The organism is Kaistia sp. MMO-174, from assembly GCF_037147815.1.
In the GTDB taxonomy this organism is placed as follows: Bacteria; Pseudomonadota; Alphaproteobacteria; order Rhizobiales; family Kaistiaceae; genus Kaistia; species Kaistia nematophila.
Map to the genome: position 1 here is coordinate 22,531 of NZ_JBBCUO010000008.1, position 18,644 is coordinate 41,174.

The window sequence follows — 18,644 nt, forward strand, 5'->3', positions numbered from 1 at the left end:
GATGGCCCATGGTCGGTCTCGGTTCGCTTGCGCGCAAAATTTTCGGCTCGGCCAATGACCGCCGCGTCAAGGGCTATCGGCCCGTCGTCGCGCAGATCAACGCGCTGGAAGCCGAAATGTCGGCGCTCTCCGACGACCAGCTTCGCGCCCGCACCGAACAGTTCAAGCGCGAGATCGCCGGCGGCAAGACCGTCGACGACCTGCTGGTCCCCGCCTTCGCCACCGTCCGCGAGGGCGCCAAGCGCGCGCTCGGCATGCGCCACTTCGACGTGCAGATGATCGGCGGCATGGTGCTGAACGACGGCTCCATCTCGGAAATGAAGACCGGCGAAGGCAAGACGCTGATGGCGACGCTGCCGGTCTACCTGAACGCGCTGACCGGCAAGGGCGTCCACGTCGTCACCGTCAACGACTACCTCGCCTCGCGCGACGCCGAATGGATGGGCCGGCTCTACCGCTTCCTCGGCCTGTCGGTCGGCGTCATCGTGCATGGCCTCGACGACGACCAGCGCCGCGCGGCTTACGCCTGCGACATCACCTACGGCACCAACAACGAGTTCGGCTTCGATTATCTGCGCGATAACATGAAGTACGAGCTCGGCCAGATGGTGCAGCGCCCGCATCACTACGCGATCGTCGACGAAGTCGACTCGATCCTGATCGACGAGGCGCGCACGCCGCTGATCATCTCCGGCCCGCTCGACGACCGCTCGGAGCTCTACAACACGATCGACACCTTCATCCCCTCGCTGGTGCCGGAAGACTACGAGATCGACGAGAAGCAGCGCACCGCCAACTTCACCGAGGCCGGCAACGAGAAGCTCGAGCAGCTTTTGACCCAGGCCGGGCTGCTGAAGGGCGAGTCGCTCTATGACGTCGAGAACGTCACCGTCGTCCATCACATCAACCAGGCGCTGCGCGCGCACCGCCTGTTCCAGCGCGACAAGGACTATATCGTCAAGGACGACGAGGTCGTCATCATCGACGAGTTCACCGGCCGCATGATGCCGGGCCGCCGCTATTCGGAAGGCCTGCACCAGGCGCTGGAAGCGAAGGAAAAGGTCAAGATCCAGCCGGAAAACCAGACGCTGGCCTCGATCACCTTCCAGAACTATTTCCGCATGTACGAGAAGCTGGCCGGCATGACCGGCACGGCGCAGACGGAAGCGGCCGAATTCGCCGACATCTACGGCCTCGAGGTCGTCGAGATCCCGACCAACGTGCCCGTCCAGCGCATCGACGATGACGACGAGGTCTATCGGACGGCGGGCGAGAAGTACAAGGCGATCATCCGCGTCATCAAGGATTGCGCCGAGCGCGGCCAGCCGGTCCTCGTCGGCACGACCTCGATCGAAAAGTCGGAACTGCTGTCGGAGCTCCTGAAGAAGGAGAAGGTCCCGCACCAGGTGCTGAACGCCCGCTATCACGAACAGGAAGCCTATATCGTCGCCCAGGCCGGCGTGCCCGGCGCCGTCACGATCGCCACCAACATGGCCGGCCGCGGCACCGACATCAAACTCGGCGGCAACCTCGAAATGCGCATGGAGCGCGAACTGGGCGAAATCCAGGACGAAGCCGAGCGCAATCGCCGCATCGAGGAGATCAAGGCCGAAATCGAGGTTCTGAAAGCCAAGGCGATCGCCGCCGGCGGCCTCTACGTCATCGGCACCGAACGGCATGAAAGCCGCCGCATCGACAACCAGCTGCGCGGCCGTTCCGGCCGCCAGGGCGACCCCGGCCATTCGCACTTCTTCCTGTCGCTGCAGGACGACCTGATGCGCATCTTCGGCTCGGAGCGCATGGACGGCATGCTGCAGAAGCTCGGCCTCAAGGAGGACGAGGCGATCGTCCATCCCTGGATCAACCGGGCGCTGGAAAAGGCGCAGCAGAAGGTCGAGGCGCGCAACTTCGACATCCGCAAGAACCTGCTCAAATACGACGACGTCATGAACGACCAGCGCAAGGTCATCTTCGACCAGCGCGTCGAGCTCATGGCCGAGGAAGACGTCGCCTCCACCGTCGACGACATGCGCAACGAGGTGATCGCCGGCCTCGTCGCCAAGCACATCCCGGAAAAGGCCTATCCCGAGCAGTGGGACGCCAAGGGACTGCACGAGGCGCTGCAGACGGCGGTCAATCTCGACCTGCCGATCGAGGCCTGGGCGGCCGAGGAAGGCATTGCCGACGCCGAAGTGCTGGAGCGCGTGCAGAAGGCCGGTGACGAAGCCGCCGCCGCCCGCACCGAGCGCTTCTCGCCGACCGTCATGCGCCAGGTCGAAAAGGCCGTGCTGCTGCAGACGCTCGACCATCTGTGGCGCGAGCACCTGGTCACTCTCGACCATCTGCGCCAGGTCATCGGCTTCCGCGGCTACGCCCAGCGCGACCCGCTGAACGAGTACAAGACCGAGGCCTTCGAGCTGTTCGAGGGCATGCTGCAGAGCCTGCGCGAGGCGGTCACGGCGCAGATGATGCGCGTCGAGATCATGCAGTCGCCGCCGCTGGCGCCCGATGATCTGGACATGGACAATCTGCAGGCGATGCATCTCGACCCGCTCTCGGGCGAGAACGAGTTCGACGACCGGCCGCTGCTGGAAAGCGCGGACGCGGCCGCCGGCTTCGCCGCGCTCGGCGTCGATCCGAACGACCCGTCGACCTGGAGCCGCCTGCAGCGCAACGCCCCCTGCCCCTGCGGCTCGGGCAAGAAGTTTAAGCACTGCCACGGCAAGCTCGCCTGAGGCGGCCCACAGGTCCTGAATGAAAAAGCCCGGCACGGCGACGTGCCGGGCTTTTTGCTGGCCGAATTCCGCCTGCTGGCGCGAACCTCCGCCCACGCTCTGCCGTCATCCCAGCCCCCGCGCCGGGATCCATTCAGCCGCGACATCGGGAGCCGAAATGACCCATGCCTCGGCGGCATGGATTCCTGCTTTCGCAGGAATGATGGCGAGGATGGGGTGACGGCGAACCACAAGTGCGAGCAAGACCCTCACCCTACCCTCTCCCGCAAGCGGGCGAGGGCTTTCTGCCGGCGACCGTCATCGACGTGGAGCCATAGCTGTCAAAGGCGCAGGCGAGCCCCCTCTCCCGCTCGCGGGAGAGGGTCGGGGTGAGGGTTTTCCCGACATCGCCGCCCTGGTCGCTTCGAAAACTACGCCGGCTGGGGCGTCTTCGTCGCGCGGCGCTGGTTGGCGACGACGAGTTTGCGGGCGAGCGCGTTGCCGATGACCTGGTGGACGGCGGCCGAGAGTCGCGCATCCTCGGCGCAGGCGCGGGCGAGCTTTTCGCGGTCGAGCGCGATCACTGTCAGCCGCTCGGAGGCGCGAACCGTCGCCGTCGCCGCGATGCCGGTCAGGAAGGAGATCTCACCGACGAACTCGCCCGGATGGATGCGGGCGACCTCGGCGTCATCGACCATGACGACGGCATGGCCGGCCGTGACGAGATAGAACCAGTCGACCGGCTCCCCTTCGGTCGTGAGCGGCGCGCCGGGCGCGAGGTCGTAGACCTCGCCGAGGCGGATCAGCTCTTCGATCTGGGTGTCGTCCAGGCTGTTGGCCGCGTCGATCACCACCTCGTCGGCGCCGGCGCCGAGAAGATGGCCGCCGGTCGCCTTGCCGAGCCGACGGCGCGCCTGCATCAGCGAGACGAGGCGATAGGCGTTGATCAGGATGAAGACGATGTTCCAGCCGATGCCGGTATAGAGCGCGCCGCCCGCCATGGCGAAATAGACGATCTGGAACGCCAGCGAGACGATCAGCAGGATGCGCAGCCAGAAGATGTTCGTCAGGAACATCGAGACCGCGAACAGCAGATAGCCGATATGGGCCGGCAGGTCGTACCAGCCGCCGAACGTTTCGAGAATGTCAAACACGACCCGTCTCCGCGCGAAGGGGCCGACGGATCGGCATCCGCCGGCATGGCTCGCATCCGCAGTCTAGAACATCGCGGCCAAAAGTAAGCCCCCGTTTCCGGGGGCTGCGATGGCGCCTCAGCCCGCCAGCTTGTCGTTCAGGAAGGCCTCGACGGCGGCCGGGGGCACGTCCTTGGCGATGAAGGCCTTGCCGACGCCATGGGTCAGGATGAAGGTCAGCGTGCCGCGCGACACCTTCTTGTCCTGGGCGATCCGCTTCATCAGATCCTGCGCATCGGGCAACCCGCCCGGCACGTCGGAAAGCCGGGTCGGGAGGCCGACCGCCTTCAGATGCGCCTCGACGCGGATGCCGTCATCCGGCGAGCAGAGATTCATGCGGGCGGAGAATTCGTGCGCCAGCACCATGCCGATCGCGACGCCCTCGCCATGCACGAGGCGCTGCGAATAGCCGGTGGCCGATTCCAGCGCATGTCCGAAGGTGTGGCCGAGATTGAGCAGCGCCCGCTCGCCCGTCTCGTGCTCGTCGGCCGCGACCACCTTGGCCTTGGCCCGGCAACTCGTCGCCACCGCGTGCTCGCGCTCCGGCCCGCCGGAAAGGATGCCCTGCCAGTTCTGCTCCAGCCAGGCGAAGAAGGCGGGGTCGTCGATCAGGCCGTATTTGGCGACCTCGGCATAACCGGCGCGGAATTCGCGCGGGGAGAGCGTGTCGAGGATGCCGGTGTCGGCGATGACGAGATCGGGCTGGTGGAAGCTGCCGACGAGGTTCTTGCCCTCGGCGGTATTGATGCCGGTCTTGCCGCCGACGGAGCTGTCGACCTGGGCGAGCAGCGAGGTCGGGATCTGGACGAAGCGCATGCCGCGCCGGGTGATCGCCGCCGCGAAGCCGGTAAGGTCGCCAACGACGCCGCCACCGAAGGCGACGACGATGTCGCCGCGCTCCAGCCGCGCGGCCAAAATGGCGCGGACGACGGTTTCGAGCGTCGCGAAGTTCTTCGAGCCTTCGCCGGGAGCGACCACGATCGGCACGCTGTCGATGCCGGCGGCCTGGAGCGACGCGGTCAGGCCGGCGAGATGCAGCCCGCCAACCGTCTCGTCGGTCACGATCGCGGCCCGCACCCTGGGCAGGCGTTCGGCGATCGCGCGGCCGGCTTCGGCGATCAGGCCGCGGCCGATCAGGATGTCATAGGCGCGGTCGCCGAGCGCAACGCGGACCGAGGTGGTGACCGAGGCTTCGGCGGAAATCATCGTGCAGTCAGCTTTCTTGCGCAGGGGTCTCCGCCGCCAGGAAGGCGAGCAGAGCTTCGATGGTTTCGTCGGCGACGATTTCATGCGTCACGTCGCGCGACAGGATGTGGACGTTCGCCTCGGAATAGACGGGGTCGCGCTCGGCCATCAGGCGGCGCATCGTGCCCTCGGGATCGGGGTTCTGCAGCAGCGGCCGGTTGGCCCGCTTGCGCACCCGCGCCATCAGCACGTCGAGCTCGGCGCGCAGCCAGATCGAAACCGCGCCCTCGAGGATCGCAGCGCGGGTCTCGTCGTTCATGAAGGCGCCGCCGCCGGTGGCGAGCACCTTCGGATTGCCGTCGAGCAGGCGACGGATCACCCGCCGCTCGCCGTCGCGAAAATAGGCCTCGCCATGCTGGGCGAAGATTTCGGGAATGGTCGCGTCGGCCGCCTTCTCGATCTCGGCGTCGGCGTCGACGAAGGGCAGGTGCAGCTTGGCGGCGATGCGCTTGCCGACCGAGGTCTTGCCGGCGCCCATCAGGCCGACCAGAACGATGGCGCGCGGGCCCAGAAGGCGGACCAGCGTCGCCTCCGGCGCGGTGCTCTCATGTTCTGGAACGATGCTCTCGATCATGGTTCCGCAGCTCCTCGTCCAGCCTCTGCCGAGGTAGAACCGGACCCGGGCGACGCTGTCAAGCATTCCGGCCGCCGGCAATGGGGAGAGAGGCCGAAGAGGCGCCGGAATCGACCGGGACGACGTGACGGAAGGCCATTTCGGCGCGGCTGCGGCCGTCGCCCGCCCTTGCCAGACCCACCCCGCCATGACCATAACCTCTTAACGTCGTCCCGAGGTCCGTGGCCGGTTCATGCCGACACTGTCGCGCTTCATCATCGCCTGCATCCTGCTTGCGCTCGCCGGCTACGCTGCCGTGTTCGCGCTCGCAACCTTCGTGCAGCCGACGCCGCGCGAGATCACCGTGCGGGTCCCGACCGACAGGCTGCTGCAGGAACAATGATGACGGCGAAGTCGAAAGGCGGGCGCTCGCTCGCCGGAATGCACCATCTCGAGGCCTTCCTGGAGATGATGAGCGCCGAGCGCGGCGCCTCGCCGCATACGCTCAGCTCCTATCGCCGCGATCTCGAGGATTATGCCGATTTCCTCGTCGGCCACGGGCTCGACTTCGAGCGCGCGGCGCTCGCCGACGTGCGCGCCTATCTGGTCGATCTCGAGGTGCGCGGCTTCGCCGCCTCTTCCGCCGCGCGCCGGCTCTCGGCGCTGCGCCAGTTGCACCGCTTCCTGTTCGCCGAGGGCGTGCGCGGCGACGACCCGTCCGGCATCGTCGAGGGCCCGAAGCGCAAGGTGCCGATCCCGAAGGTGCTGTCGGAGGCCGAGGTCGACCGGCTGCTGGAGACGGCGGAAGGCGCCGTGTCGCTGGCGAAGACGCCGGCCGCGCAGCTGCGCGCCGCCCGCCTCGCCGCCCTGCTGGAGACGCTCTATGCCTCGGGCATGCGCGTCTCCGAGCTGGTGGCGCTGCCCGCCTCGGCGGCGCGCGCCGACCTCAGGGCGCTGATGGTGCGCGGCAAGGGCAACAAGGAGCGCATGGTGCCGCTGACGGCCCGCGCCCGGGAGGCGATCTCCCGCTACGTGGCGCTGCGCGCCGAGCACGAGGGCAAGGCGCCGAGCGGCCAGTGGCTGTTTCCTTCCTTCGGCGAAAGCGGCACGCTGACCCGCCAGGCCTTCGCCCGCGACCTGAAGGAGCTCGCCGCCGCCGCCGGCATCGCCTCGGCCCGCGTGTCGCCGCATGTCCTGCGCCACGCCTTCGCCAGCCACCTGCTGCAGAACGGCGCCGATTTGCGGATCGTCCAGCAATTATTGGGGCATGCGGATATTTCAACCACGCAGATCTATACCCATGTGCTGGAGGAGCGGCTTCGGGCGCTCGTCGCCGAGCATCACCCGCTGGCGAAGTCGTAACTTCCTCGTGCGCCGCGCGCGTCAGCTTGACACCGCCGGGGCTAACGGCCAGTGTGCGGCCACTTTCAGGGAGGTCTGTCCGGCCGCCCGCATATAGCCATGTTTGTACGGCTTGAAGGTCTGGATGCGAACCTTTCTTGAATTCGAAAAACCCGTCGCCGATCTCCAGGGCAAGGTGCAGGAACTCCGCGCCATGGCCGAGAAGGGCGATGCCGTCGCTGTCGGCGACGAGATCTCGCGGCTCGAGGCGAAGGCCGGCCAGGCCCTCGCCGAGATCTACGCGAAGCTGACGCCCTGGCAGAAGACCCAGGTGGCGCGCCATCCCGACCGGCCGCATTTCGTCGAATACGCCAAGCGGCTGATCACCGACTTCACGCCGCTCGCCGGCGACCGCAAGTTCGCCGAGGACCAGGCGATCATCGCGGGCTTCGGCCGCTTCCGCGGCCGCCCGGTCGCCGTCATGGGCCAGGAAAAGGGCCACGACACCGAGACGCGGCTGCGCCACAATTTCGGCATGGCCCGGCCCGAGGGCTATCGCAAGGCCGTGCGCATCATGGAACTGGCCGAGCGCTTCTCGCTGCCGGTGATCGCGCTGGTCGACACCGCCGGCGCCTATCCCGGCATCGACGCCGAGGAACGCGGTCAGGCCGAGGCGATCGCGCGCTCGACCGAGGCTGCGCTCGGCCTCGGCACGCCGAACGTCTCCCTGATCATCGGCGAAGGCGGCTCCGGCGGCGCGATCGCGATCGCCACCGCGAATCGCGTGCTGATGATGGAGCACTCGATCTACAGCGTAATCTCGCCGGAAGGCGCCGCCTCGATCCTCTGGCGCGACGGCAGCCGCGCTCAGGACGCGGCAACCAACATGAAGATCACCGCGCAGGACCTGTTCCGCTTCGGCGTCATCGACGAGGTGGTCGCAGAGCCGATGGGCGGCGCGCATCGCGATCCCGAAGCGGCGATCGACGCCGCCGGCAACGCGATCGAGCACGCGCTGGCCTCGTTCGAGGGCCAGTCGGAAGCGGACATCAAGCGCCAGCGTCGCGAGAAGTTCCTTGCGATCGGCCGGTCGCTTTGACACGATTCTGCCCGTCTTCACGTCTAACGAGTAGCTGATTCGGTCCGCGCGTCCCCTTCGGGAAGGATCCTGGGGAAGGCGCGCGGTCGTGCAGAGACGGGACGGGGTCGCATCGCCTGAGGGCAGCGGAGCCCCGCAGGGGTGTTCATGCCAGGTTCCGCGTTTTTCTCCCGCCTTCGCAAGGCCGCGCTGCTCATCGCGGTGGGCCTGGCGCTTGCCGCCTGCCAGGACGGCACTCCCAAGCATCTGAAGCCGCTCCCCGCCAAGCTGAAGGCGAAGATGGAGCAGCTGAACATGGACCCGAAGGCGCCGGTCTATATCCGCTCCTTCAAGGAAACGTCCGAGTTCGAGGTCTGGAAGCAGCGCCGCGACGGCACCTATGGCCTGTTGAAGACCTACGAAATCTGCAAATGGTCCGGCAAGCTCGGCCCGAAGGTCAAGGAGGGCGACCGCCAGGCGCCGGAAGGGTTCTACACGGTCAAGCCCGGCCAGATGAACCCGAACTCCAAATATTACCTGTCGTTCAACATCGGCTTCCCCAACGCCTATGACGACGCCTGGGGCCGCACCGGCAACAGCCTGATGGTGCATGGCGCCTGCTCGTCGGCCGGCTGCTACTCGATGACGGACGAATCCGCCGGCGAGATCTACTGGCTCGCCCGCGACGCCTTCATCGGCGGCCAGCGCGCCTTCGAGGTCCACCTCTATCCGTTCCGCATGACGGCCGAGAACATGGCCCGCCATCGCAACGACCCGAACATGCCGTTCTGGCGGATGCTGAAGGAAGGCAACGACCATTTCGAGGTGACGCGCAAGCCGCCCGTCGTCGGCGTATGCGACAAGCGCTACGTGTTCGACGTCGATACCGGTGGCGCTGCCTTGAACGCCTCGGCCGCCTGCCCCGCCAGCATGCGCGTGCCGGAATGGCTCGACGCCGCGGTGAAGCAGAAGCAGGCGAAGGACCAGCAGATCTTCCTCGCAACCGCCGCCAAGCTCGACGGCCAGGATCAGGTCGCCGCCTCGAAGGCCGCGGCCGACGCCGCCGCCCGCCAGGCTTCCGCCGACGCCGAGGCGGTCGCCTCGGCTCCGGCTGCCTACACCCCGGTCGCCGACCCGGCTGCCACGGCCGCCAATGCAGCCTCGATGGCGATCGACGGCGTCCCGGCGCCCGAAATGCCGCTGCCGGTGCCCTCCCCGATCCGGATGACGGCCGACCCGGCCGCCGATGCCTATGGCCCGGCCCCGGTCGAGAAGAAGCCGAGCTTCTGGGACAAGTTCAAGAAGCGCCAGCCGTCGTAAGGCTGGCGGTTGTCGCCCGCCCAAGCGCGGCAAGGCAGGTCTCTTCCATCGGGGCGAGCCTGATCCCCTCACCTCTCCCATGGGGAGAGGTCGGAGCGCAGCTCCGGGTGAGGGGCTGCGATCCCTCAGGTGAGGCTTGAACCCCTCACCCGCCGGCCTGCGGCCGTCGACCTCTCCCCATGGGAGAGGTGAATGCCGTCCTTTCCACCCACCCTCACCGCTCGCCCCACCCTCATCGTCATTCCTGCGAAAGCAGGAATCCATGCCGCCGAGGCATCCGGCGTTTTAGTTCCCGGCTTCACGGCTGGATGGATCCCGGCTCGGAGGCCGGGATGACGTCGGAGCGCGGGATGGGGCCGGCGCAAAAGGACGGCGGCCGGCCCACGAAATGGGCCACTGCCGTCCGTCTCGCCGAAGCGCTTGCCTCTCGCCGCACGGGTTCCTGCCTCTCGCCGCCCTCGCCGTACGGGCTCCTGCCTCGCCCCACCCTCGCCGTCATTCCTGCGAAAGCAGGAATCCAGGCCGCCGAGGCGTTGGGCGTCTCGGTTCCCGGCTTCGCGGCTGGATGGATCCCGGGTCTTCGCCCGGGATGACGGCGGAGCGTGGGACGGGGCCGGCGCAAAAAGACGGCGGCCGGCCAACAACCTCAGCCGCCCTGCGGCCAGCGAACGGCGGGCCAGCAACCGGCGGACCTATGGCGGCGGCTACCAGCCGGCGAAGGTGGACAACGGAAGGCTAGTCCGGCGCCTTGGCCTGGATGGCGAGGGCGTGGACGCCGGCGGCGAGCTCGTCGGCGAGGATGGCGTTGATGGTCCGGTGGATATCGACGCGGCTCTTGCCGCGGAACGCCTCGGCCGTGATCCTCACGCGAAAATGCGTTTCGCCTTCCTCGCGGTGCCCGGCATGGCCCTTGTGCAAATGCGACTCGTCGATCACATCTAGGCTCTGCGGCGACAGGGCGCTTGCCAGCGCCGACATAATCCGCTCTTTCGTGTTCATTGAGAAACCTCCGTCACTCCGGCGAAACATCGCCTTGTCCGTCGACGGGGTGGCTACCATAATCGCATGATGAAGCTCGATTCAAAATTGTTCGACGGGATCCGGATCAAACCGGCGTCCGGAAAGACGGCTGCAAGACCGGCCGCGCAGCGCTGCGCCTGGGCGGGCTGCGAAGCCGAAGGCACGCACAAGGCGCCGAAGGGGCGGAACCGCGAAGGCCAGTTCCACCATTTCTGCATCGACCACGTGCGCCTCTACAACAAGAGCTACAACTACTTCTCCGGCATGGGCGACGACGACATCGCCGCCTACCAGAAGGATTCGCTGACCGGCCATCGCCCGACCTGGACGATGGGCGTCAACAGCGCCGGCGAGCAGCGCGAGCGCGTCCGCAGCCATGCCACCCGCGACTGGAGCGGCGGCGTGCAGGACCCGTTCGACATGTTCGACGGCACCGCCGGCCGCGCCCGCGAGCCGGAGAAGCCGAAGCGCCACATCAAGACGCTGGAGCGCAAGTCCTTCGATACGCTGGAGCTGAACGGCACCGAGACCAGCGTCGAGATCAAGTCGCGCTACAAGTCGCTGGTGAAGATCTACCACCCCGACGCCAATGGCGGCGACCGCAGCTACGAGGACAAGCTGGCGGAAATCATTCAGGCATATAACTTTCTCAAGGCGGCCGGCTTCTGCTAGAAGAAGCGCACCCACCGCCCGCGCCCGCGGGAGACTTTGAGTTTGGCCCTCCCGCCTTGAACCCGACCGCAAGCGTCCGCTGGATGCGACGGAGCAGACATGACTGAGACGACGACTGATCGCACCGCCCTGCCCGATACGACGATTTCCGTCCGGGACGTCTTCGGCATCGATTCCGACATGCAGGTGCCCGCCTATTCGGAGCCGAATGAGCACGTGCCGGACGCCGATCCGGACTACCTGTTCGACCGCACCACCACGCTCGCCATCCTGGCCGGCTTCGCCCGCAACCGCCGCGTCATGGTCACCGGCTATCACGGCACCGGCAAGTCGACCCATATCGAGCAGGTGGCGGCGCGCCTCAACTGGCCGGCGGTCCGCGTCAATCTCGACAGCCACATCAGCCGTATCGACCTGATCGGCAAGGACGCCATCGTCATCAAGGACGGCCTGCAGGTCACGGAATTCCGCGACGGCATCCTGCCCTGGGCCTACCAGCACAACATCGCGCTCGTCTTCGACGAATATGACGCCGGCCGCCCGGACGTGATGTTCGTGATCCAGCGCGTGCTCGAATCCTCCGGCCGCCTGACGCTGCTCGACCAGAACCGCGTCATCCGCCCGCACCCCGCCTTCCGCCTGTTCGCCACCGCCAACACGGTCGGCCTCGGCGACACCTCCGGCCTCTATCACGGCACGCAGCAGATCAACCAGGCGCAGATGGACCGCTGGTCCATCGTCACCACGCTGAACTACCTGCCGCACGACAACGAGGTCGGCATCGTCGTCTCGAAGGCGAAGCACTTCGCCGATCCGAAGGGCCGCGCCATCGTCGGCCGCATGGTCCGCCTCGCCGACATGACCCGCTCGGCCTTCATCAACGGCGACCTGTCGACCGTCATGAGCCCGCGCACGGTCATCACCTGGGCCGAGAACGCCGAAATCTTCGGCGACATCGGCTTCGCGTTCCGCGTCACCTTCCTGAACAAGTGCGATGAGCTCGAGCGTTCGCTGGTGGCGGAATTCTACCAGCGCGCCTTTGGCGAAGAGCTGGTCGAGTCGGCCGCGAACGTGGTTCTGAGCTGAGGCGAGCCCCTGGCCCGCGCCGATAGCGCGGGTGAAGGACAGGCGGGGCTCGCACATTCGTGCCGGCCCCCTCGCCCGTTCGGTCCATAGCCCTCGGCCCGGATCTGCGCGTAAGATCAGCGCGGTCCGGCGCCGTTACCGGCACCCGAGACCCCCACTCCCCTCCCTCGCGAAAGGCGGGCGAGGGAGAAGGAAGCGAAGATGAGCGGCAGCAACAGCGACCCGAGACAGAAGCCCGGCGAGGCGGCGACCGAGCCGTTCAAGCGCGCGGTCGCCGGCTGCGTGCGCGCCATTTCCGGCAAGCCGGAGCTGGAAGTCTCGTTCTCCAACGACCGGCCGATCCTGACGGGCCTGCGCGCCCGCCTGCCGGAGCCGGCCCGCAAGCCCACCGCCGCCGAGATCGCCGTCACGCGCGGCCTCGGCGATTCCATGGCGCTGCGGCTCGCCTGCCATGACGAGGCGATCCACCGCGCCGTGGCGCCCGAGGGCAAGAACGCCCGCGCCATCTTCGACGCGGTCGAGCAGGCGCGCGTCGAGGCGATCGGCGCGCGGCGGATGGAGGGCGTCGCCGGCAACCTCGCCGCCATGCTCGAGGACCGCTATCACCGCGGCAATTTCCACGAGATCACCGAGCAGTCGGAAGCGCCGCTGGAAGACGCGGTCTCCCTGCTCGTGCGCGAGAAGCTGACCGGGCAGAAGCCGCCCCATTCGGCCGAGAAGATCGTCGACCTCTGGCGCGACTGGATCGAGGAGAAGGCCGGCGCCAATCTCGACCGCCTCTCCACCGCGCTCGGCGACCAGAAGCAGTTCGCCTCCGCCGTGCGCTCGCTGCTCGCCTCGCTCGACATGGCCGAGGAACTCGGCAAGGGCGAGAACGACGACAACGAGGACCAGGGCGACGACGCCTCCGAGGATTCGGGCTCCGAGAAGGACGACGCGTCCGACCAGGCCGATCAGGCCGACAGCGACGCCGCCGAAGAAGCCGAGACGACGGGCGACGAGGCCGAGGCCGGCGAGACCGAGACGACCGAAGCCGGCGCCGAGGACGATTCCGACGGCGAGGACGTCGAGGACGCGCGCGACGCGGGCGAGGCGAAGCGGCAGGACAGCCCCTTCTCCAACGCCTGGCCGACCGTCGACTACAAGGCTTTCACCACCCGCTTCGACGAGACGATCAAGGCCGAGGATCTCTGCGATCCGGCCGAGCTCGACCGGCTGCGCGGCTTCCTCGACAAGCAGCTCGCCAACCTGCAGGGCGCGGTCGGCCGCCTGGCGAACCGCCTGCAGCGCCGGCTGATGGCGCAGCAGAACCGCTCCTGGGATTTTGATCGCGAGGAGGGAATGCTGGATCCGGCGCGGCTGCACCGCGTCGTCACCGACCCCATGCAGCCGCTCTCGTTCAAGATCGAGAAGGACACGAACTTCCGCGACACAGTGGTGACGCTGCTGCTCGACAATTCCGGCTCGATGCGCGGACGGCCGATCACGGTCGCCGCCACCTGCGCCGACATCCTGGCGCGGACGCTGGAGCGCTGCGGCGTCAAGGTCGAGATCCTCGGCTTCACGACGCGCGCCTGGAAGGGCGGCCAGTCGCGCGAGGCGTGGCTGCAGGCAGGCAAGCCCGCGGCGCCGGGCCGCCTCAACGATCTGCGCCACATCATCTACAAGGCGGCCGACGCCCCATGGCGGCGCGCGCGGCGCAATCTCGGCCTGATGATGCGCGAAGGCCTGCTGAAGGAGAACATCGACGGCGAGGCGCTCGACTGGGCGCATCAGCGCCTGCTGGCGCGGCCGGAGCAGCGCAAGATCCTGATGATGATCTCGGACGGCGCGCCGGTCGACGATTCGACCCTGTCGGTCAACACCGGCAACTATCTCGAACGCCACCTGCGCTTCGTCATCGACGAGATCGAGAACCGTTCGCCGGTCGAGCTGATCGCCATCGGCATCGGCCATGACGTGACGCGCTACTACCGCCGCGCCGTCACCATCGTCGACGCCGAGGAACTGGCCGGCGCGATGACCGAGAAGCTGGCCGAGCTCTTCGACGAGCACCAGACGCCGGTGCGCCGCGCCGCGCCGAGACGGCGGACCGGAACGCGATGAAGAAGGCGCTGGCGGCCGTCTGTGCGATGATCCTGGCCGGATCGGCCGGCATCGCACTGGCCGCCGGCTTCGTGCCGGAGCCGGTCCGCACGGCGCGGATCGACTATTTCCTGATCGGCCGCAGCCAGACCCGGTTCGGCGAGTTCGAATTCGCCGGCGGGCTGACGCTGAACTCGACCAACCGCGCCTTCGGCGGCCTCTCCGGCATCGATTTCAGGCCCGACGGCAAGAGCTTCGTGGCGATCTCCGACAATGGCTACTGGTTCCGCGGCACGCTGGAGCGCGAGGAAGGCCGGCTGGTCGGCATCCGCGACGCCGAATGGGCGCCGATGCTGAACGGCAAGGGCAACCCGCTCGGCGCCAAGCGCAACGCCGACGCGGAAGGCTTGCGGCTGACGACGATCGACGGCCGGGAAGCGGCCTATGTCTCGTTCGAGCAGACCAACGAACTGCGGCTTTACCGCGCCAATCCGGACCTGTCTCTGGCGAGGCCCGAGCCGGTGAAGCTGCCACGCTCGGCAACCGGGCTGGTCAAGAATCGCGGCCTCGAGACGGTGGCGCTGGCGCCCGCAGAGGGACCGCTGGCGGGTTCGCCCGTGCTGGTCTCGGAGCGCTCGCTCGACAGGAAGGGCAATCATCGCTCCTGGATCGTGCGCGGCCCGCTCGCCGGCGCCTTCAGCGTCGTCCGCAGCGACGATTTCGACGTCACCGACGGCGCCTTCCTGCCGAATGGCGACCTGCTGCTGCTGGAGCGGCGGGTCATCATGCCCTTCGGCGTCGGCATGCGGCTGCGCCGAATCGCCGGCGACAGCATCCGCCCCGGCGCGCTCGTCGACGGCCCGGTGGTGATGCAGGCCGACATGCTGAACCAGATCGACAACATGGAAAGCCTCGCCGTCACCACCGACGAGCAGGGCCGCGCCCGCATCACGCTGGTGTCGGACGACAATCTCAGCATCCTGCAGCGGACGCTGATCCTCGAATTCATCTGGCAGGGCCCGGGCGGTTCGGCGGGCACCGCCGTCAACTGACCCGTTTTTCCCGGCGACCAACGGCGCCCGGTTTCCGGCCGGCGCGGCATCGGCTATGCTCCGATTCCGGCGCGGCCCGCGCCTCCCCCCTCCATCGGGACAGCATCTTTCATGCAGGGCGCCCGAGATCCCCGTCGAACCGACTGTTCGAGCGCGCGCATAAGGAGGGGTTGCGATTCCGGCTCGCAATAGGAGGTTTGCGCCATGCGATTTTCCGCGCCCATCCACCAGCTGAAGCGAAACGCCAGGCTGCTCTCCCGCCGGGAGGGCATTCCGCTGCACGCGGCGCTCGACCGGATTGCCGCCGGCGAGGGCTTCGACGCCTGGAGCCTGCTCGCGGCAAGGGCCGCCGCGCGCTCGCCGGCGGCGAGGCTGTTCGCCCGGCTCGTGCCCGGCGACCTCGTCCTGGTCGGCGCCCGCCCGCGCCAGGGCAAGACGCTGATGAGCCTCGCGCTCGCCGCCGAGGCGGTGAAGGCGGGCCATCCCGGCCGGCTCTTCACGCTCGAATATACCGACGCCGAGATTGCCGACCGGCTGCGGGCGATCGGTGCCGAGGCGATGCTCGCCGATGGTCGCTTCGCCTTCGACGCGTCCGACGCCATCCATGCCGGCTACATCATGGCGGAACTCTCCACCGCGCCGCGCGGCACGCTCGCCGTCATCGACTATCTGCAACTGCTCGACCAGCGGCGCGACAATCCCGACCTGATGACGCAGGTCCGGGCGCTGCGGTCGTTTGCCCGCGAGCGCGGGCTGATCCTGGTCTTCATCGCCCAGATCGACCGCGCCTATGACCCGGCGGAGAAGCCGTTTCCGGACCTCGATGACGTCCGCCTGCCCAATCCGCTCGATCTCGCGCTGTTCGACAAGACCTGCTTCCTGAACCAGGGCGAAATCCGCTTCCAGGCCGCGAACTGAGCCCAAAAAAGAAAAGCCCCGCAAATTGCGGGGCTCTTCATTTCTCGAAAGGGAGGCGACGGCTCAGGCCGGGCTGCGCTGCGGCTCGGGGAAGGCGAGCACGAAGCGCATCAGCGCGCGATAGGGCGCGAGCAGCAGCAGCGCCGCGCAGAGCTTCACCGTCAGGTCGCCCAGCGCCCAAGACATCCAGCGCGCCCCGGCGATCGACAGCACGCCGAGCAGCGGCGCCGATTCGAGCGCGAAGGCGTCGTTGGGGCCGAGGAAAGCCGCAAGCGGGGCAAAGGCGAGCGTGAAGAAGATCGCAGTGTCGATCACCGAGCCGACGACCGAGGCCGCCAGCGGCGCCCGCCACCAGGCCTGCCGACGCAGCCGCGCGAACAGGCTGATGTCGAGCAGCTGGCCCACCAGATAGGCCGTGCCCGAGGCGATCGCGAGACGCGGCGTCGCCAGCTTGAACGAGACGATGACGGCGCAGACGAAGCCGACCAGCACCACCAGCCGCGCGACGCGCGGGCCGTAGCGGCGATTGGTCAGGTCGCTGACGAAGAAGGCGAACGGATAGGTGAACGCCCCCCAGGTCAGGAGATCCGCGAGCTGGAGTCGGCCAACCGTCGCCTCGACCGGGTACTGGACGAGGATATTCGACAGAACGACAACGGCCGCCATGAAGGCGGCCGCTAGGATGTGACCCGGCTTGATCATCAAAGCCTCAGGCGGCGGCAGCGCCGTCGAGTTCGAGCTTCTTGGCGATGGCGCGCTTCAGCGTCAGGGCGCGATCGGACAGCTCCGAAGCGCTGGCCTTGGCGAGGAAGGCGTCGAGACCGCCACGGTGCTCGACCGAGCGCAGGCCGTGAGCCGAAACGCGCAGCTTGAAGCTGCGGCCGAGCGCGTCGCTGATCAGCGTCACGTTGACGAGGTTCGGCAGATAGCGGCGACGGGCCTTGTTGTTGGCATGGCTGACGGTGTTGCCGGTCATAACGGCCTTGCCGGTCAACTCGCAGACACGGGACATAACAAAAATCCTTCTATTCCGCCGCAACGCGCCGGTCTCGGCCTCGATCGCAGCAGGGGTATCGGAAAGTGGGCCTTCTCATAGTGGCCGAAGCTTCGCCCGTCAAGCATTCAGCGCGGGATGACTAGTGACGAAGACGGGGCAAATCACCTAGAATCGCACGATGTGATTTGGGGGCATCATCACGACCACGAAGCTGGAGCCGATCCCGGGACGGGAATCGGCCTTGGCCGCTCCTTCGACGGAACCCTTTTCATGCGACCGCTCCGCATCCTCCGCGCCCTTGTCCTGCCGGCCCTCCTCGGCGCCGCGCCCACGACTTCGGTCGCGCCGATCGCCCAGGCCGCGCCTGCCGGCCCGCAATCCGGCAAGGTCGACGCCAGCTATACCATCCTGCTCGGCGGCATCACCATCGGTCGTTTCGCCCTCGACACGGTTTTCGACGGCAAGGGCTACACCATCACGGTGCGCGGCACGACCAGCGGCGTCACCCGCTTCGTCTCCGACGGCAAGGGCTTCCTGAAGAGCAGCGGCAGCATCGTCGGCTCGCGCGTCCTGCCGGCCGCCTACCTGCTCGACACCAGCGAGAACGGCCAGCGCAACAGCAGCGTCTCGATGCAGATGAACGCCGGCAACATCGTCCAGGTCGCCGCCCTGCCGCCGCTCGCCAAGAAGGCCGACCGCGTGCCGCTCTTGCCACAGCACAAGCGCAACATCTTCGATCCCCTGAGCGCGATGATCGTGCCGCTGCCCAAGGGCAACATGACGGCCGCCTGCAACCGCACGGTTCCCGTCTTCGACGGCTGGCAGCGCTTCGACGTCAAGCTCTATTACAAGGGCACGGCCGAGGTCGACGGCCTGAACGGCTCCTACAAGGGCTCGGTCGTCGTCTGCGGCGCGCGCTACGTCCCCGTCGCCGGCCACCGGCCGACGCGCGAGGCGATCGAATACATGGAAAACAACAAAGCGCTCGAGGTCTGGCTGGCGCCGGTCGAGGCGCTCGGCGTGATGATGCCCTACCGGATGCAGATCGGGACCGAGGTCGGCATGCTGACGATCCACGCCTCCCGCTTCGTCGGCGAGGCCGAGAGCCAGCGCGCCTCGGTGGAGTGAGACTCCGGGCTACGGTCCGCCAGCCTCCAACTGCAAGCAAGCCCCTCACCCCACCCTCTCCCGCGAGCGGGCGAGGGCTTTGCCGCCGGCGGACGGGTTAGAGGCCGCATCTCCCTGGACAACGGACAGAATGATGCCGGCGTCCGACCGGCTCCGCCCGCCCCCTCGCCCGCTCGCGGGAGAGGGCTGGGGTGAGGGCCTTTCTTCCTCACATACGCAAGGACGTGCCATCGCGCTGTCGC

The 18,644-nt window shown here is 67.7% G+C and carries 17 protein-coding genes; 11 read left to right on the forward strand and 6 right to left on the reverse strand.

What is annotated here, in order from left to right; translation table 11 throughout:
• Positions 1-8: 8 nt before the first annotated feature.
• A complete protein-coding gene (secA, locus tag WFK98_RS25765; RefSeq protein WP_266340534.1) occupies positions 9-2,735 on the forward strand; it encodes a preprotein translocase subunit SecA in 2,727 nt (908 codons plus the stop codon).
• A 410-nt stretch (positions 2,736-3,145) separates the two neighbouring features.
• On the opposite strand, the gene WFK98_RS25770 is transcribed toward secA, so the two are convergent.
• The 3 genes from WFK98_RS25770 to WFK98_RS25780 form a co-directional block, all read right to left on the reverse strand.
• A complete protein-coding gene (locus WFK98_RS25770; protein WP_336802314.1) occupies positions 3,146-3,868 on the reverse strand; it encodes a Crp/Fnr family transcriptional regulator in 723 nt (240 codons plus the stop codon).
• Positions 3,869-3,985: 117 nt separating this feature from the next.
• Positions 3,986-5,110: a 3-dehydroquinate synthase gene (aroB, locus tag WFK98_RS25775; RefSeq protein ID WP_336802366.1), complete on the reverse strand. Its 1,125-nt coding sequence runs from the start codon at positions 5,108-5,110 to the stop codon at positions 3,986-3,988.
• A gap of 10 nt (positions 5,111-5,120) precedes the next feature.
• Positions 5,121-5,726, reverse strand: a complete 606-nt coding sequence (locus WFK98_RS25780; RefSeq protein WP_266340531.1) for a shikimate kinase — start codon at positions 5,724-5,726, stop codon at positions 5,121-5,123.
• A gap of 232 nt (positions 5,727-5,958) precedes the next feature.
• Between WFK98_RS25780 and WFK98_RS25785 the strand changes: the two genes are divergently transcribed.
• The 4 genes from WFK98_RS25785 (at position 5,959) to WFK98_RS25800 (ending at position 9,444) form a co-directional block, all read left to right on the forward strand.
• Positions 5,959-6,108, forward strand: coding sequence for a hypothetical protein (locus WFK98_RS25785; protein WP_266340530.1), 150 nt, complete (start codon positions 5,959-5,961; stop codon positions 6,106-6,108).
• Positions 6,108-7,067, forward strand: coding sequence for a site-specific tyrosine recombinase XerD (gene xerD, locus WFK98_RS25790; protein ID WP_266340529.1), 960 nt, complete (start codon positions 6,108-6,110; stop codon positions 7,065-7,067). Before WFK98_RS25785 ends, xerD begins: the two co-directional genes overlap by 1 nt.
• Positions 7,068-7,191: 124 nt before the next feature.
• Entirely contained in the window at positions 7,192-8,145 is a 954-nt protein-coding gene (locus tag WFK98_RS25795) for an acetyl-CoA carboxylase carboxyltransferase subunit alpha (RefSeq protein ID WP_266340528.1), read from the forward strand.
• Between the two features lie 147 nt (positions 8,146-8,292).
• Entirely contained in the window at positions 8,293-9,444 is a 1,152-nt protein-coding gene (locus WFK98_RS25800; RefSeq protein WP_336802315.1) for a murein L,D-transpeptidase family protein, read from the forward strand.
• 735 nt (positions 9,445-10,179) lie between these two features.
• Here WFK98_RS25800 and WFK98_RS25805 read toward each other — a convergent pair.
• Positions 10,180-10,443: a BolA family protein gene (locus WFK98_RS25805; protein ID WP_266340526.1), complete on the reverse strand. Its 264-nt coding sequence runs from the start codon at positions 10,441-10,443 to the stop codon at positions 10,180-10,182.
• 69 nt (positions 10,444-10,512) lie between these two features.
• On the opposite strand from WFK98_RS25805, the gene WFK98_RS25810 reads away from it, so the two are divergent.
• The 5 genes from WFK98_RS25810 to WFK98_RS25830 all read left to right on the forward strand — a co-directional run bounded on the left by WFK98_RS25810 (position 10,513) and on the right by WFK98_RS25830 (position 16,277).
• Entirely contained in the window at positions 10,513-11,136 is a 624-nt protein-coding gene (locus tag WFK98_RS25810; RefSeq protein ID WP_266340525.1) for a J domain-containing protein, read from the forward strand.
• Between the two features lie 99 nt (positions 11,137-11,235).
• Complete coding sequence (cobS, locus tag WFK98_RS25815; protein ID WP_266340524.1) at positions 11,236-12,222, forward strand: cobaltochelatase subunit CobS; 987 nt, start codon at positions 11,236-11,238, stop codon at positions 12,220-12,222.
• A gap of 201 nt (positions 12,223-12,423) precedes the next feature.
• On the forward strand, positions 12,424-14,328 hold the full coding sequence (gene cobT / locus WFK98_RS25820) for a cobaltochelatase subunit CobT (protein ID WP_266340523.1): 1,905 nt from the start codon (positions 12,424-12,426) through the stop codon (positions 14,326-14,328).
• On the forward strand, positions 14,325-15,359 hold the full coding sequence (locus WFK98_RS25825) for an esterase-like activity of phytase family protein (protein WP_336802316.1): 1,035 nt from the start codon (positions 14,325-14,327) through the stop codon (positions 15,357-15,359). The genes cobT and WFK98_RS25825 overlap by 4 nt, the downstream gene beginning before the upstream one ends.
• 204 nt (positions 15,360-15,563) lie before the next feature.
• Complete coding sequence (locus WFK98_RS25830; RefSeq protein ID WP_336802317.1) at positions 15,564-16,277, forward strand: DNA helicase; 714 nt, start codon at positions 15,564-15,566, stop codon at positions 16,275-16,277.
• Between the two features lie 63 nt (positions 16,278-16,340).
• Here the strand turns inward: WFK98_RS25830 and WFK98_RS25835 are convergent, their stop codons facing one another.
• Both WFK98_RS25835 and rpmB read right to left on the reverse strand, forming a co-directional pair.
• Positions 16,341-16,982 carry a queuosine precursor transporter gene (locus WFK98_RS25835; RefSeq protein WP_420909660.1) on the reverse strand — a complete coding sequence of 214 codons (642 nt, stop codon included), beginning with the start codon at positions 16,980-16,982 and terminating at the stop codon, positions 16,341-16,343.
• A 4-nt stretch (positions 16,983-16,986) separates the two neighbouring features.
• On the reverse strand, positions 16,987-17,289 hold the full coding sequence (gene rpmB, locus WFK98_RS25840) for a 50S ribosomal protein L28 (RefSeq protein ID WP_266340519.1): 303 nt from the start codon (positions 17,287-17,289) through the stop codon (positions 16,987-16,989).
• A gap of 255 nt (positions 17,290-17,544) precedes the next feature.
• Here rpmB and WFK98_RS25845 point away from each other — a divergent pair, with 255 nt between their 5' ends.
• Positions 17,545-18,402, forward strand: coding sequence for a DUF3108 domain-containing protein (locus WFK98_RS25845; RefSeq protein ID WP_336802318.1), 858 nt, complete (start codon positions 17,545-17,547; stop codon positions 18,400-18,402).
• The last annotated feature ends 242 nt before the right edge of the window (positions 18,403-18,644 follow it).